The 15,079-nt window shown below is 64.6% G+C and carries 16 protein-coding genes, 1 other RNA gene and 1 pseudogene; 7 read left to right on the top strand and 11 right to left on the bottom strand.

The features are described 5' to 3' along the window. Positions 1-23: 23 nt before the first annotated feature. On the bottom strand, positions 24-449 hold the full coding sequence (locus ACXAEH_RS02245) for a hypothetical protein (RefSeq protein WP_475030867.1): 426 nt from the start codon (positions 447-449) through the stop codon (positions 24-26). 206 nt (positions 450-655) lie between these two features. Next, a complete protein-coding gene (gene rpmG / locus ACXAEH_RS02240) occupies positions 656-823 on the bottom strand; it encodes a 50S ribosomal protein L33 (protein WP_008554190.1) in 168 nt (55 codons plus the stop codon). Positions 824-1,084: 261 nt separating this feature from the next. On the opposite strand from rpmG, the pseudogene ACXAEH_RS02235 reads away from it, so the two are divergent. After that, positions 1,085-2,578, top strand: a pseudogene (locus tag ACXAEH_RS02235) (adenylate/guanylate cyclase domain-containing protein); the annotation flags it as partial. Positions 2,579-2,649: 71 nt separating this feature from the next. Here ACXAEH_RS02235 and rnpB read toward each other — a convergent pair. The 5 genes from rnpB to gatC all read right to left on the bottom strand — a co-directional run bounded on the left by rnpB (position 2,650) and on the right by gatC (position 6,467). Then, an RNA gene (gene rnpB, locus ACXAEH_RS02230) (RNase P RNA component class A) lies at positions 2,650-3,061 on the bottom strand. 134 nt (positions 3,062-3,195) lie between these two features. Continuing rightward, positions 3,196-3,873: an N-acetylmuramoyl-L-alanine amidase gene (locus ACXAEH_RS02225; protein WP_475030866.1), complete on the bottom strand. Its 678-nt coding sequence runs from the start codon at positions 3,871-3,873 to the stop codon at positions 3,196-3,198. Next, entirely contained in the window at positions 3,873-4,646 is a 774-nt protein-coding gene (locus ACXAEH_RS02220; RefSeq protein WP_475030865.1) for a hypothetical protein, read from the bottom strand. Before ACXAEH_RS02220 ends, ACXAEH_RS02225 begins: the two co-directional genes overlap by 1 nt. A gap of 40 nt (positions 4,647-4,686) precedes the next feature. Continuing rightward, positions 4,687-6,174 carry an Asp-tRNA(Asn)/Glu-tRNA(Gln) amidotransferase subunit GatA gene (gene gatA, locus ACXAEH_RS02215; RefSeq protein WP_475030864.1) on the bottom strand — a complete coding sequence of 496 codons (1,488 nt, stop codon included), beginning with the start codon at positions 6,172-6,174 and terminating at the stop codon, positions 4,687-4,689. Positions 6,175-6,179: 5 nt separating this feature from the next. Then, complete coding sequence (gene gatC / locus ACXAEH_RS02210) at positions 6,180-6,467, bottom strand: Asp-tRNA(Asn)/Glu-tRNA(Gln) amidotransferase subunit GatC (RefSeq protein WP_475030863.1); 288 nt, start codon at positions 6,465-6,467, stop codon at positions 6,180-6,182. Between the two features lie 176 nt (positions 6,468-6,643). On the opposite strand from gatC, the gene ACXAEH_RS02205 reads away from it, so the two are divergent. Further along, positions 6,644-7,336, top strand: coding sequence for a metal-dependent hydrolase (locus ACXAEH_RS02205; protein WP_475030862.1), 693 nt, complete (start codon positions 6,644-6,646; stop codon positions 7,334-7,336). Between the two features lie 107 nt (positions 7,337-7,443). On the opposite strand, the gene ACXAEH_RS02200 is transcribed toward ACXAEH_RS02205, so the two are convergent. The 4 genes from ACXAEH_RS02200 to ACXAEH_RS02185 form a co-directional block, all read right to left on the bottom strand. Then, entirely contained in the window at positions 7,444-8,067 is a 624-nt protein-coding gene (locus tag ACXAEH_RS02200; protein ID WP_475030861.1) for a DNA-3-methyladenine glycosylase I, read from the bottom strand. Continuing rightward, complete coding sequence (locus ACXAEH_RS02195) at positions 8,064-8,357, bottom strand: YciI family protein (protein ID WP_475030860.1); 294 nt, start codon at positions 8,355-8,357, stop codon at positions 8,064-8,066. The genes ACXAEH_RS02200 and ACXAEH_RS02195 overlap by 4 nt, the downstream gene beginning before the upstream one ends. Before the next feature lie 21 nt (positions 8,358-8,378). Continuing rightward, entirely contained in the window at positions 8,379-8,960 is a 582-nt protein-coding gene (locus ACXAEH_RS02190; RefSeq protein WP_475030859.1) for a TetR/AcrR family transcriptional regulator, read from the bottom strand. Positions 8,961-9,058: 98 nt separating this feature from the next. Next, the gene (locus tag ACXAEH_RS02185) at positions 9,059-9,508 is read right to left on the bottom strand and encodes a nucleoside deaminase (RefSeq protein ID WP_475030858.1); all 450 of its coding nucleotides are present in this window, start codon (positions 9,506-9,508) and stop codon (positions 9,059-9,061) included. Between the two features lie 61 nt (positions 9,509-9,569). Here ACXAEH_RS02185 and ACXAEH_RS02180 point away from each other — a divergent pair, with 61 nt between their 5' ends. The 5 genes from ACXAEH_RS02180 to ACXAEH_RS02160 all read left to right on the top strand — a co-directional run bounded on the left by ACXAEH_RS02180 (position 9,570) and on the right by ACXAEH_RS02160 (position 15,030). Then, positions 9,570-10,604, top strand: coding sequence for a pseudouridine synthase (locus tag ACXAEH_RS02180; protein ID WP_475030857.1), 1,035 nt, complete (start codon positions 9,570-9,572; stop codon positions 10,602-10,604). A gap of 171 nt (positions 10,605-10,775) precedes the next feature. After that, on the top strand, positions 10,776-11,669 hold the full coding sequence (locus tag ACXAEH_RS02175) for a 5-bromo-4-chloroindolyl phosphate hydrolysis family protein (protein ID WP_475030856.1): 894 nt from the start codon (positions 10,776-10,778) through the stop codon (positions 11,667-11,669). 18 nt (positions 11,670-11,687) lie between these two features. Continuing rightward, positions 11,688-12,878 carry a toxic anion resistance protein gene (locus ACXAEH_RS02170; RefSeq protein WP_475030855.1) on the top strand — a complete coding sequence of 397 codons (1,191 nt, stop codon included), beginning with the start codon at positions 11,688-11,690 and terminating at the stop codon, positions 12,876-12,878. 5 nt (positions 12,879-12,883) lie between these two features. Then, the gene (locus tag ACXAEH_RS02165) at positions 12,884-13,825 is read left to right on the top strand and encodes a DUF2927 domain-containing protein (protein WP_475030854.1); all 942 of its coding nucleotides are present in this window, start codon (positions 12,884-12,886) and stop codon (positions 13,823-13,825) included. Between the two features lie 26 nt (positions 13,826-13,851). Continuing rightward, positions 13,852-15,030, top strand: a complete 1,179-nt coding sequence (locus ACXAEH_RS02160) for an SPFH domain-containing protein (protein ID WP_475030853.1) — start codon at positions 13,852-13,854, stop codon at positions 15,028-15,030. Positions 15,031-15,079 lie beyond the last annotated feature (49 nt).

Genomic DNA, 15,079 nt, shown 5'->3' with positions numbered 1-15,079 from the left:
ACCATGAGCTGACGGCCGGTTGCTCAGGAACCGGCCGCAGTGCAGTCCAGACCGGCGGAAATGGCGATTGTGCCGCGCTGGCTGGCGACTTCCCGCACTTCGCCATCCGGGCGGCAGCCGGAGGCCGCCGTCACCAGGCCGAGGAATTCAGCCTCGGATATCTCTGGCAGGCTGGGCACCACGCTGTTTTCCGGAACGCTCAGCACCGCCATTCCGGCACTGCCGGAACGGACCAGGCACAGGGTCAGTTCCCGCCCCTGCAGCTGCACGATCTTGTCCACCACCGCCCGGTCCGCGGCCGCTGGCCCGGCATCCGGAATCGGCTCTGCCGCCTGCAAAGGCTTTGCCGCCACAACAGGCGGCAGAGGAACCGCGGTTCCGGCGTCAAAGGAACTCGAAACCGGCGCCCCGGCTGCGGCCAGCCCGGCCGCAAACAAAAAGACTCTCACAGCACATCCACCCACGTGTTCTTTAACCCACTGGTGTCAGCATAGGCGGTAATTGCGGCACAAACGTGCCCGGCCGCCTAAGCGGGGACAGCAAAACATTCCGCATTTTAACCGAATGCGAATTGGCCCGCCCCGGTTCCGGCCGCTCAAAAGAAAACGGGCCGCGGCTGGCGCGACCCGTTTCAAATCTGTGCCGAAGGCAAGGCTTACTTGATTTTGCCTTCTTTGTACTCGACGTGCTTGCGCACAACCGGGTCGTATTTGCGCACAACCATTTTCTCGGTCATGGTGCGTGCGTTTTTCTTGGTCACATAGAAGTGGCCGGTGCCCGCGCTCGAGTTCAGGCGGATCTTGATGGTGGTCGGCTTCGCCATGGTGCTTCTCCTGCGTCCGAAAAGGCAGGGGCCTCTCGGTAAATTCCTATCTGAAGCCCGGCTTTTACCCGCCCTGTGCCTCAAGTCAACAGCCAAATCGCTCCGAAGCCGCCCAGGAAGGCCAATTTAGACGGCCGGGTGGCTGCATAGGGGATTCCGGCTGCGTTCCCCCCGGTTGCGACGCGGTGAAACATCGCCTTAGCGGCCGTTTGCCCCATTTCATTGGCTATCCAGCCGCACGACAGCCCGAAGGCCCTGCTGATGCCTGAGCACAGGGAGACCAGTTCCAAAGAACCACAACCGAATCTTCTGGTGCGCGCTGTGGCCGCCCTGACGGTGTCCCTGCGCTATAAGCTGCTGGCGGCCTTTCTGACCGGAACCGGGCTGCTGATTATCCTCGCCCTTCTGGGACTGCAATCCTTGCAACAGGCAAATGAGCGCACCCGGCACCTGATCCGCGACCAGCAGCGGATCCACACCTACAGCCTGATCTACCAAAGCGCCAATAACGCCATGGCCTTTGCCTATTCCAGTGCACTGGAACTCCGTGATCCGGCAACACCTCCAAGCGAACAGTTGATGAATGAAGTCAACAACCTGGCTCTGTTCCTTGCCAGGGCCATCCGGAAACAGGACCGTGAAGGCACTCTCAAGGATCCCCACCTGGCAGAAATTCGGAAAGAGGCGCAGGCACTGCCATCCATCGCCTTCGAAATTTCCCGCAGACGGCACGCAGGAGATTTCGAAGAAGTCGCCGAATTGGCCAGACACAGCTTCGTGCCCCGGACCAGACGGATACAGCGCAGCGCTTATACGGTTGCCACCAGCATCAGGGATGAGATGGACCGGCGGGCAAGGGAAACCAGCCTGGCCTACAGCCGCGCGCGCAATTTGGTGCTGGGTGCCAGCCTGGCTGCGGTAGCGCTGTCGCTGCTGGCAGGCTACCTGATCTCTTCCTCCGTCCTGTGGCCGGTGGAACAGATCGGCCGGGCGGTGTCTGCCGTGGCGTCCGGAAACTTTGGCGCCCGGGCGAATGTGCCCAACCGGGACGAGTTTGGCGGGCTGGCGCGGAATGTGAACAGCATGAGCCGGGAACTGGGCACGCTCTATGAGGAGGTCAACACCCAGAAAGAGGAGCTGAAATCCTGGAACAGCGCGCTGGAACGCAAGGTGGCGCATCAGGTTGCCGAGCTGGAGCGGACCAGCCGCCTGCGCCGCTTCCTGCCGGAGCCGGTGGCGGCGATGATCGTGAATGCGGGTGCGGGCAGCACCCTGCTGAACAGCCAGCGCCGCACGGTGACGGTTCTGTTTGCCGATCTGCGCGGTTTCACCGCCTACGCCAGCTCAGTTGCCCCGGAACAGGTGATTGCCGCGCTCAACGCTTTCCATCAGGCCTCCGGCCCGCTGATTGAAGCGGCCGGCGGCACGCTGGAGCGGTTTCTGGGCGACGGCCTGCTGGTGCTGTTCAACGCGCCGCTGCCCTGCGAGGACCCAGCCGGGCGGGCGCTGGCCCTGGCACAGCAAATGCAGGCTGCCTTTCCGGCTGCGGTGCGCCGCTTTCAAACCGGCGGCAGCCGAATTGGCCTGGGGATCGGGATTGCCACTGGCGAGGCAACAACCGGCCAGATCGGCTTTGAGGGTCGGCTGGACTATGCAGCGATTGGCGCCGCGCCGAATCTCGCAGCCAGGCTATGCAGCAAGGCGGGCGGCGGGCAGATCCTGCTGTGCGAAACCACCGCACGGGCCATCGGCGCGGGCCTGAAAAAGGCCGGTGTATTCGACCTCAAGGGTATTCCCGGGCCGGCCACCGCCTATGAGCCAATGGAACGCGCAGAAGGCCTGTAAGCCGGATCCTGTCCCCCCTGCCCCGTAAGGCAGGGATCGATGGCCATTCATCTAGGCGGCGCATTGCTGCGCCACTCAAGCTGCCAACCCGGTCCCTCTCGGCTGAAGCGAACCTAGCGGCGGTTTTCCGGAGAACCGGAACCTGCCCGCGCGGGGACCCTATTTGGCATTGCTCCCGGTGGGGCTTGCCGTGCCGCCCCTGTTGCCAGGGGCGCGGTGGGCTCTTACCCCACCGTTTCACCCTTACCAGCCCGGAGGCTGGCGGTCTGTTTTCTGTGGCGCTTTCCGTCGGGTTTCCCCGCCCGGGCGTTACCCGGCACCGCTGCTTCATGGAGTCCGGACTTTCCTCCCGCGCGAGGAGATCCCCGCGCCGGCGGCCATCCAGCCTTCTGCGCGGGCCGAGGGGTAGAAACAAAGGCAGGCCGGGTCAAGCGGATAGTTGGGCAGCAGGGGCGCTGCCCCTCTTGGCCCGTGGCCAATTCACCCCGGAGTATTTGGGACCAGAAAGAAGCCAAGGCTGTGGACGTTCAAGCGAGGGCCCCGAGATCTTCAGCCGCCAGCGGACCGCGCGCCCAGGGGCGGAACCGAAGGCGCACAGCCGCGAGCAGCGTTTCATCATCTGCCGGGGCGGTGAAACCGGCTTTGCAGGCGGCTCTGCGGAACAGATCTGCCGACGGTTTGGGCGCGGGGCTGGCGCTGCCGGCAGGCCTTGCCAGCCCCTGGCGGGCCAAACGCGGCCAGTCAAACCGCGGGCCTGGATCGGATTTGCGCCCCGGCGCCATGCAGGAATGGCCGATCACACCTGACGGCGGGATGCTCCAGCGCTGCATGATCGCGCGCATCAGATCTTCGAGCGCTGCCATCTGCGGTGCGCTGAAGGGATGGGTGCCGAGGTTGTCGAGTTCGATGCCGATGGAACGGGAGTTGATGTCGTCCTGGCCCTGCCACTCCCCGGCGCCGGCGTGCCAGGCGCGGCTTTCTTCGGCGACCATTTGCCAAAGCGTGCCGTCTGCTCCGATCAGGTAATGCGCGGAGACCTCTGCCGCGGGGTCGCAGAGCCGCTCCAGGGCGGCCTGGGCGCTGTCCATTGCCGTGTAGTGAAGTACAATCAGGGACGGTGTCAAACCGTCCCTGCGGGCTCCGGAATTCGGGCTGGGGTGCCAGAGGGCGCCCGGATGATCAGGCTTCAGCTGATCCGGCGCCATCAGTTCTGAACGGCGAGCCGGTAGGGTGCCGGGTCCCAGCCGCAGGCAAAGCCGTCGCCATCCGGATCCAGCGCCTTGCGGTCGCGCTGCGGCCCGCCCTGTTCGAGAAACGCCACCTGGGCGGCGTCAGGCGAGGCGAACTCGGCGCAGTTCTTCTGGTTGCGCGATTTCAGGTTGATGCCCGAGCGGCTGTAGATCCGCACGCCCTTGGGATTACTGGTGCTGAGCGCATAGCGGACGATATTGGGGCCTGTGCTCTCGGTTCTTTGCGGCACTGCCACCGGCTGCACCTGCTGGTATTGCGCTTTTTGGCGCTGCAGCCTTTCCGCATCGCTTTCGATCGACTGGCGGGAGGACACTGCCTGAAAGTCGTTCTCGTCGGAAATACCGGGATTCCCGGCCTGCTGCGGCGCCGGGTTGGACGGGCTGGCCTGCAAGGGTGCGGTGCCGGAATTCGATTGCGACGCCGCCAGGGCCGCGGCGGCCTCGCGGGCGATATCCTCATCGCTGCTGCCCGCATCTGCGGTACGGAACGTGCCCGCCGCAGCGACAGACCCGGGGCTGCGCGGCGCCGGGGCAACCCGGTAGGGTTCGGTGGACACCCGCGCCGGCGGCACCAGGGGCTCGCCAATGATCGTGGTCCCGACTTCCGGCGGCGGTGCAAAGGGGTCGCCGTCGATGCCAACGCCGGCGGCGCTGTCGGGGACTTGCGGGGAACAGGCAGCCATAACCAGAAGGCTGCCTGCGGCGGCATAAGATGCGAAGACGCGCATGGGGTACCTGTCAGCTCTGCTCAATTGCTTGAGCAGAGGTTTACCACCATTGCTGCGGCTTGGCTACAAAACCTGCGGCATTCTCCAGCGCATAGGCAGTGTTCAGCAGATCGCCCTCTTCCCAGGGTTTGCCAATGAGCTGCAGGCCCAGCGGCAGGCCCTGGCCGTCCAGGCCCGCAGGCACAGCAACGCCGGGCAGCCCTGCCAGGTTCACGGTGACGGTGAACACGTCATTGAGGTACATCTGCACCGGATCCGCGTCCTTCATCTCGCCCAGGCCAAAGGCCGCCGACGGGGTGGCCGGGGTCAGGATGGCGTCGACACCGGCGGCAAAAACGTCCTCGAAGTCCTTTTTGATCAAGGTACGGACGCGGCGGGCGCGGTTGTAATAGGCGTCATAGAAGCCTGCCGACAGCACATAGGTGCCGATCATGACGCGGCGCTGCACCTCGGAGCCGAAGCCTTCGGCGCGGGTCTTCTCGTACATCTCGGTGATGCCGTCGCCTGCTTCCAGCGCGGCGCGGTGGCCGTAGCGCACGCCATCATAGCGGGCCAGGTTCGAGGAGGCTTCGGCAGGGGCGATCACGTAGTATGCGGGCAGCGCGTATTTCGTGTGCGGCAGCGAGATGTCGACGATCTCGGCACCGGCCGCCTTCAGCATGTCTGCGCCATCGGCCCAGAGCTTTTCGATCTCGCCGGGCATGCCGTCCATGCGGTACTCTTTCGGGATACCGATTTTCTTGCCCTTGATGTCGCCGGTCAGCATCGCCTCGAAATCCGGCACCGCCAGTTCGGCAGAGGTCGAATCCTTGGGGTCGTGGCCGCACATGGCCTCCAGCATAATGGCCGCGTCGCGCACCGATTTGGTCATCGGGCCGGCCTGATCCAGCGAGGAGGCAAAGGCAACGATGCCCCAGCGCGAGCAGCGGCCGTAGGTCGGCTTGATGCCGACGGTGCCGGTGAAGGCGGCGGGCTGGCGGATCGAGCCGCCGGTGTCGGTGCCGGTCGCCGCAAGGCAGAGATCGGCGGCGACAGCGGAGGCGGAACCGCCGGAGGAGCCGCCCGGGGTCAGCTGGGCATCATCGTTGCCGCGGCGCCAGGGGCTGACGGCATTGCCATAGACGGAGGTTTCGTTGGAGGAGCCCATGGCGAACTCATCCATGTTCAGCTTGCCCAGCATGACCGAGCCGGCATCGGCCAGCTTCTGGCTGACGGTGGATTCATACTCGGGCTTGAAGCCTTCAAGGATACCGGACGCCGCCTGGGAGGGCACGCCCTTGGTGCAGAACAGATCCTTGATGCCGACCGGCAGGCCGCACATGGAGGGAGCATCGCCCGCCTTGATACGTTCGTCGGCGGCCTTGGCGCGCTCCATGGCGATTTCGGGCGTCTTGTGGACGAAGGCGTTCAGCGCATCAGCGGCGTCAATCGCCTTGAGGCAGGCCTCGGTCAGCTCGACGGAGGTGGTGTCGCCCTTGCGCAGCGCGTCGCGGGCCTCCGCCAAGCCCAGTTTGTTCAGATCGCTCATGTCTCTTACTCCACAACCTTGGGCACTGCGAAAAAGCCTTCGCGGGCGTCGGGGGCATTGGCCAGCACTTTGGGCTGCTGATCACCGTCGGTGACTTCATCAACGCGGCGCTTGAGGCGTTGCGGGGTGACGGAGGTCATCGGTTCGACGCCGTCCACATCCACCTCGTTCAGCTGCTCGATGAAGCCGAGGATATTGTTGAACTCGTCTGCCAGCGCCGGAAGTGCTGCATCCTCGACCTTGATCCGGGCCAGTTTGGCCACCTTGGCGGCGGTGCTTTGGTCAATCGACATGGAAACCCTCATCTCGTGTTACTGAGGCATTTACCGCCGCACCGGCTTGCCTGCAAGCCTGCAAACCCCTCACCGCCCAAGGAACCTGGGACAGGCCAAATTGCCGGCACGTCCGCATTTCATTTCATCCTTGGCCTGATAGGCTGCAAGCCAGAACAACGGGAGGAGATTTTGAGATGAAAGTGATTTGGCTGGGCCATGGCTCATTCCGCATTGAAACCGAAGGACAGGTGCTGCTGGTGGACCCCTGGCTGACCGGCAACCCGGTGCTGCCGGAAGATCAGCACGAGGCCGCCATTGCGGGTGCAACCCATATCCTGCTGACCCATGTGCATTTCGACCATGTGGTGGATGTGCTGCCGCTGGCGAAACGGCTGGGGGTGCCGGTGGCCGGGCAATACGACCTGATGGGGCTATGGGCCGAGACCGAAGGGGTGGAGACCATCGGTTTCAACAAGGGCGGCACTGTCGATCTGAACGGGGTGAACGTGTCGATGGTGCCTGCCTCGCACAGCTCGACCTTTTCGACGCCCGAAGGCCTGCGCACCGGTGGCAGCGAGGTGGGGTTCATGATCCGGGCTGAGGGGAAAACGCTCTACCTGTCCGGCGATACCGATATCATGGCCGATATGGAGTGGATGGGCGATTACTACAAGCCGGACGCAGGCATCCTGTCAGCGGGCGGGCATTTCACCATGGACATGAAGGCCGCGGCCTATGCCGCCAAGCGGTATTTCAATTTCAAGACGGTGATCCCCTGCCACTACAAGAGCTTCCCGATCCTGGAGCAATCGGCACAGGAGCTGATCGACGGCCTGCCGGGGGTTGAAGTGATTGAGCCGGAGGTTATGCAGGCGATCGAACTCTGACAGGCATCCGGACGGCAGCGCGGGCTCTCCCGCCCGTCGCCGGATCTGCGGTGCAGATCCGCTCCCGTTGGGCCGGGCGCCGGGCCTGGCGGCCCGGCGCGGTTCCGTCAGACGGCGGCCTTCAGCGCAGGCGGCGAAAACGCTTGCCGTGCCGCCGCAGCTTTGGCACGGCAATGGCAGCCATGGGCATGATCATTGATCAGCCCCATCGCCTGCATGAAGGCAAAGGCCGTGGTGGGGCCCACAAACTTCCAGCCGCGTTTCTTCAGCGCCTTGGACAGCGCGAAGGATTCGGGGCTGGTGGAGGCGGTTTGCGGCTCAGGCAGATCCTCGGGCCTGGGCTCGAAGCTCCAGAAGAAGGCAGCCAGCGACCCCGCCTCCGCAACCAGGTCACGGGCACGGGCTGCGTTGTTGATCACCGCTTCGATCTTGCCGCGGTGGCGGATGATGCCTTTGTCCTGCAGCAAACGCTCCACATCCGCCTCGGTGTACGCTGCCATTTCGTTGAAATCAAACCCGGCAAAGGCGGCGCGGAAGTTCTCGCGCTTGTCCAGGATCGTGCGCCAGCTGAGGCCGGACTGAAAGCTTTCCAGGCAAACCTTCTCGAACAGCCGGATGTCGTCCCCAACCGGATAGCCCCACTCCTCGTCATGATAGCGCAGGAAATCCGGGGCCGAGCCCGCCCAGGCGCAGCGGGGCAAACCATCCGGCGCGGTGAACAAGCGGCTCATTCCGCGGCCCGCAGGAAATCGAGCCGCGGGTCCATCATGGTGGGCGCCACGCCGATGATTTCGGGCTCGACAACTCCGCCAGAGACAAACGGGTCCTGGGCGACGCGGGCAAACAGGGCCTCTTCGCTTTCGCCAACCGCAAGGATCGCGCCGCCCTCGCCATCGGTCATCGAGCCGGCGGCCAGGAACACCCCGTCCTCAAATCCCTGCCGCAACCAGGTCTTGTGGCCTTCGAGATACTCGGCCAGGCGTTCCTTTTGCGCTGCAAATGTCAGCAAAATGAAATACATGCATGTCTCCTTTGATGCGTATCAGCCGGAAGCCGCCGCAGGCACCTGGCCGGTGAGCCAGGCCTGCATCTGTTCAACTTCGCTTTCGATGAAAGCCGTGTCCCTGAAGGCCTGCGCCAGCGACGCCACGCCCTGGCTGCGGGCAAGCAAATGCATCGCCAGCGCGTCGGAGCGGTTGCCGCAGCCCAGCTCCTGAAACTGGCGGCAAAGCCAATCGCGGAACAGAGTGAAAATGGCATTGGCCTGTCCTTGCGCGCCGTGATCAAGCTTGGCCAGTTCCGAGACCAGCGTGCCCACCGGGCAGCCGTAGAGCGTGATCTTGGCTTGATTGGCGATCAGGATGCGGATGAAGCAGGTGATGCGGCCGGCCGGGCTGGCGCCCTGGGCCTGCCAGTCCTGCAGCATGGCACGCGTGTTGCCCAAGCGGCGGCTGATCACCGCGTCAAGAATCTCGTCCTTGGTTTTGAAATGATAGTAGAAGTTGCCGCGCGAGATACCCACGGCAACAGCAATATCGGCAAAGGACGTCGCCTCGAACCCGCGTTCATAGAACAGCTGGTCCGCTGCTTCGGCAATCCGGTCTTTGGTGGCTGGCTGCGGCATTTGCGACTCTAGGACAATTGACCTATTTTTTCAATTAGGACATTCGACCTAGAAAAGCAACAGTCAAGAAAGACGACGGCACGTCACCATCCGCCGAGTTAGCGTTTGGCAGCGAAGAAATCTTTGAGCAGCGCTGCCGCTTCCGCTTCGGCGATGCCGTCATAGACCTCGGGCGCGTGATGCGCCTGCGGGTGGGAGAACACACAGGCACCATGGGCCACCCCACCCGATTTGGGATCGGAGGCGCCATAATAGACGCGGCGGATGCGGGCGGCGGCAATGGCGGCGGCGCACATGGCGCAGGGTTCCAGCGTCACATAGAGATCATGGCCCGTAATGCGTTCGCTGCCCAAGGCCGCGCAGGCTTCGCGGATCACCAGCATTTCGGCATGGGCGGTCGGATCATTCAGCTCGCGCGTGCGGTTGCCCGCCAGTGCAGCCACCTGCCCGTCCGGTGCAATCAGCACCGCGCCGACAGGAACCTCGCCGCGCTCTGCTGCCAGCCGCGCCTGCTCCAGCGCTTTGTCCATATGCGATTTGAAAGCCATGCCCCTACCTGCCCGCGATTGCGCGCTTTCGCAAGGCGGCGGAATGCTCTATGGCAGCCTCATGAGCAAAACACCCGCATCCCCCAAAGGCAAACCCGGCCCGAAATCCCAGCCCCGCAAGGCCCCCGCCGAACCGGACACCGGCGCAGCCCCCGAAGGCGGCCGCATCGCCAAGGTGCTGTCGCGCGCAGGCGTCGCTTCGCGCCGCGAGGCCGAGCGCATGATCGCCGAGGGCCGCGTGTCTGTGAACGGCAAGAAGATCGACAGCCCGGCGCTGAACGTGACGGCCAAGGACCGGATCCTGGTGGACGGCCAGCCCCTGCCCGAGGCGGAGGCGCCGCGGATGTGGCTCTATCACAAGCCCTCGGGCCTGGTGACCACCAACAGCGACGAGAAGGGCCGCAAGACGATCTTTGACGCGCTTCCGGAGGAGATGCCCCGGGTCATGACCGTTGGGCGGCTGGACCTCAACTCCGAAGGGCTGCTGCTGCTGACCAACGACGGCGGCATCAAGCGCAAGCTGGAGCTGCCTTCGACCGGCTGGCTGCGCCGCTACCGGGTGCGGATCAATGGCCGCCCCAAGGACGAGGACTTCGCCCCGCTGCGCAAGGGCCTGGTGATCGAAGGTGAACGCTTTCAGCCGATGACGGTGACTCTGGACCGCCAGCAAGGCGCCAATGCCTGGGTGACTGTAGGTCTGCGCGAGGGCAAGAACCGCGAGATCCGCCGGGCGATGGAGGACATTGGTTTCAACGTGAACCGCCTGCTGCGCGTGTCCTACGGCCCCTTCCAGCTGGGCGACCTGAAGGCGGGCGAGGTCGAAGAACTGCGCCCGCGGGTGGTGCGCGACCAGCTAGGGCTGGAGCCCGAAGAGGAAAAGCCGGCACGGCCAACCCGCTCCCGCACCGGCAAGCCGGGCGGAAAACCGGCAGGCAAACAGCCGGGCAAACAGCCGGGCAAACCTGGTGGCAGGCCCGGCGCAAAGGGCCTGGGCGCATCCGGCAAGCCCGCAGGCAAAGGTTCAGCCCCACGCGGTGACCGCCCTGCCCAGCGCGGCGGCGCCAAGCGTCCGATCGGCAAGAATCCCCGGCGCTGAGGCATTTACACAAGACTTCCCCCTAGCAAGACCGCCAGCTATCCCCTAGATTTCCAATCAGTTAATCTTCGCTGGCCTTTGGGGGAGCTCGCGTGCAGAAAATTGCCTATGCCGCCCTTTTGATCCTGATGCTGGGCCTCAGCACCGGCTGGATTGTGGGAGGCTGACCGCATGGCACAGCGTTTCGGCGGCAAATACAGCCCGGACGGCAAGTCTGCCTCGCAGACAACAGCGCCTGCGCAATCATTCCGAAATGCCCAGGTCGACCCGGTGGGGGTGCGCGCGAACCTGATGTTCGTGCCGCCTGCCGTTCTGACCCTGCTGTCCTTGAACGATGGTGCAACTGGCCTCGCATTGGGGCTGGCTGGCGCCGGTCTCTGGACCGGCGCCGCCTTTCTGCTGCGCGAAGGACTGAAGGCGCAAGCCGCCTTTGATGCCCGTAAAGTGGCCCGCAAACCCGCCCTGCCCCGCAAGATCCTGGCAGCCCTGCTGGCCGGCAGCGGCGCGGCACTGGCGGCGTGGAAGGCCGAGCCCGGCATTTTGATTGCTGCGGTTTATGCGGCAGCCACAGCTGGATTGCATATCGCCGCCTTTGGCATCGACCCGCTGCAGGACAAGGGTGTCGAAGGGGTCGACGATTTCCAGCAGTCCCGGGTCGCCCGCGCGGTTGATGAGGCCGAACAGAGCCTGGCCGCGATGAAGGACGCCGCCCTGCGCGCCCGCGACCGCCGGGTTGAGGCGCGGGTGGAACAGTTCCAGGCCGTCGCCCGCGACCTGTTCCGCACGGTCGAGGAAGACCCCCGCGACCTGACTGCCGCCCGCAAGTACCTGACGGTCTACTTGCAGGGCGCCCGCGACGCGACGGTGAAATTCGCCGACATTTACGCCCGCAGCCAGGACGCCCAGGCCCGCGCCGGCTACATGGCGCTTCTGGATGATCTGGAACAGAATTTTGCCGCGCGCACCCGCAAGATGCTGGTCGAGGACCGCGCGGATCTGACCGTTGAAATTGATGTGCTGCGCGACCGGCTGCAGCGCGAAGGGGTCCAGCTGGACCGGAATTGATGAGTGAGGAAGCCTTTCATGTCTGAAGCCATTCAACAAAAAGCCGCAGAGGCCGAGGCCCTGGTAAAGGAAGTCACAGCCATTGAGCTGCCCGAACCCGTGGCCGAAGTGCAGCCGCTGGAACAGGCCGATGCGCAAGCCGGCGAGGCGATCCGGGTGCGGATGGACCAGATCGACATCGCCGATACCAACTCGATCATCCATTTCGGCTCCGCCGCGCAGGGTGAACTGCAGACCATCAGCCAGGCCATGCTCGCGGACGTGCGCAACAAGGATGTGGGCCCTGCGGGCGACTCCTTGCGCAATATCGTCACCGCCATCCGCGGCTTTTCGGTCTCGGAATTGGATGTGCGGCGCAAGCCGACCTTCTGGGAACGTCTCTTGGGCAAGGCGGCGCCCTTCGCCAAGTTCACCGCACGCTATGAAACCGTGCAGGGGCAGATCGACAAGATCACCGATGATTTGCTGGGGCACGAACACACGCTGCTGAAAGACATCAAATCGCTCGACATGCTCTATGAGAAGACACTGAGCTTCTATGACGAGCTGGCCCTGTACATTGCCGCGGGCGAGGCCAAGCTGGCGGAACTGGACGGCACCGCGATCCCTGCCAAGGAAGCAGAAGTACAGGCTGCGCCGGATGAGGATCAGGTCATGAAGGCGCAGGAGCTGCGCGACCTGCGGGCTGCCCGCGATGATCTGGAGCGCCGGGTGCATGACCTGAAGCTCACCCGGCAGGTCACCATGCAGTCGCTGCCCTCGATCCGGCTGGTGCAGGAAAACGACAAGTCGCTTGTGACCAAGATCAACTCGACCCTGGTGAACACCGTGCCGCTGTGGGAAACCCAGCTGGCGCAGGCGCTGACGATCCAGCGCTCGGCCCAGGCTGCGGCCGCGGTGCGCGACGCCAACGACCTGACCAACGAGCTTATGAAATCCAACGCCGCCAACCTGCGCCAATCCAATGAGATGATCCGCCAGGAGATGGAACGCGGGGTCTTTGACATCGAAGCGGTGAAACAGGCCAACGCGGACCTGATCGGCACCATCCAGGACAGCCTGCGCATCGCCGATGAGGGCAAGGCCAAACGCGCCGCCGCCGAAGCCGACCTGCAAAAGATGGAAGCCGAGCTGCGCGACACCCTGGCCGCCGCCAAGGCACGCCGCGACGGGGTCGGCGACACCGCCGGCACCGCGGTTCCGAACTGACCGGAGTGGCTTGGACGCAGGCACATACGGGAGCTCTGAAGACCGGCGCCGCCTTGCTGGCGGCGGCTGCCCTATCCGCGTGCCTGCCCTTTGCCCAGCCGGAATCGCTGGTGCCCCAGGCCCGCCCGGCGCAGCCTGAGCCGGCGGTTTACAAGCCCTCTGCCGACAGCGCCCAGCTGGCCTATTACTATAACGTCTTGCAGCGCGACCTGCTGACCCGCGGGCTGCTGCGCACCGATGGCGGCGGGCCGGACACGCCTTATGACGCCGAGGACCTGGCCGAAAGCTTTGAGGCACTGGCGTTTTACGACGAATACGGCGGTTCCGGCATTTCCGGCGGCTTGGGCCGCTGGGCCGGGCCGGTGCGGATTGTCTCCGAATTCGGGCCATCGGTGCCGCCCGGGCAGCGGGAGGCGGACCGGCAAACGGTCACCGGCTATGCGGCGCGGCTGGCGCGGATCACCGGCCATCCCGTCAGCACCGTGGCCGCGCGCGCCAATTTCCATGTGATCTTTGCCAGCCTCGACGACAGCGCCTTTGTGGCCGAACGGGTGCGCGAACTGCTGCCGGCAATCAGCGCCAGGGATCTCTCGTTGCTGGCCGCACCACCGCGCAGCTTCTATTGCCTGGTGGTGGCAGGCGGGCCGCAAAGCGATCCGCTCTCCTATACTCGCGGCGTCGCACTGATCCGCGCCGAGCACCCGGATCTGGTGCGCAAAAGCTGCGTGCATGAGGAAGTGGCACAAGGCCTGGGCCTCAGAAATGACAGCCCCCGGGCGCGGCCCTCGATTTTCAACGACGACGACGAATTTGCGCTGCTGACCAGCTTTGACGAAAAACTGCTGCAGATGCTGTATGATCCAAGACTGAAGACCGGGATGAGCCTGGAAGAAGCCCGCCCCGTGATCCGCATTCTCGCCCGCGAGGCGATGGGCCAGGAACTATAGGCCGCCACATGAAGAGGACCTGATGCATGGGTATTTTTGATTTTCTCAAAGGCGAATTCATTGATGTCATTCACTGGGTGGATGACACCCATGACACCATGGTCTGGCGGTTCGAGCGTGAAGGCCATGAGATCAAATACGGCGCCAAGCTGACGGTGCGCGAGGGCCAGGCGGCCGTGTTTGTGCATGAGGGCCAGCTGGCGGATGTGTTCACGCCCGGTCTCTATATGCTTGAGACCAACAATATGCCGATCATGACCACGCTGCAGCACTGGGACCATGCCTTCCAGTCGCCGTTCAAGTCGGAGATCTACTTTGTCGACACCACCCGCTTCAGCGACCTGAAGTGGGGCACCAAGAACCCGATCATCTGCCGCGACCCGGAATTCGGGCCCGTCCGGCTGCGCGCCTTTGGCACCTATACCATCCGGGTGGCCGATCCAGCCCGCTTCCTGACCGAGATCGTCGGCACCGATGGCGAGTTCACCATGGACGAGATCTCCTATCAGATCCGCAACATCATCGTGCAGGAGTTCTCCCGCGTTGTGGCCGGCTCCGGCATTCCAGTGCTGGATATGGCCGCGAACACCGGCGACCTGGGCAGGCTGGTCGCAGCAGAGATTTCCGGCACCCTGGCCGAGTATGGCCTGATGATGCCCGAGCTTTACATCGAGAACATCTCGCTGCCGCCCGCGGTGGAGGAAGCGTTGGACAAGCGCACCCAGATGGGCGTGCTGGGCGACTTGGGCCGCTACACCCAGTTTTCCGCAGCCGAAGCGATGACCGCGGCGGCGCAAACCCCGAACAGCGGCATAGGTGCCGGCATGGGAATGGGCATGGGGATGGCGATGGCCCAGCAAATGGGACAGATGGCAGCGGGTCAGCCCTCCGGTCCCTGGGGCGCCCGCCCCGCCCCCGCTGCCGCTGCACCGGCAGCGCCTGCCGCAGCCCCGCAGGCCGCCCCCGTGGCGCCGCCCCCGCCGCCGGTCGAGCACGTCTGGCACATTGCGGTAGACGGACAGACCTCCGGCCCGTTTTCCAAGGCCCGGATGGGACGGATGGCGCAGGAGGGCACGCTGACCCGCGAAACCCATGTCTGGACCCCCGGCCAGGACGGCTGGAAACGCGCAGGCGACGTGATGGAGCTGGCGCAGCTCTTCACCATCCTGCCGCCGCCTCCCCCGCCGCCGCCTCCGGCAGGCTGACCTGCGCCCGATTGCCCCTAACCTCCGCTGCACGACAGGCTTGCTCCCG

It is taken from the genome of Leisingera sp. ABM4_060 (assembly GCF_056158765.1).
The sequence above is the reverse complement of the archived record's forward strand: the minus strand, read 5'-3'. Positions and strand labels throughout refer to the sequence as shown.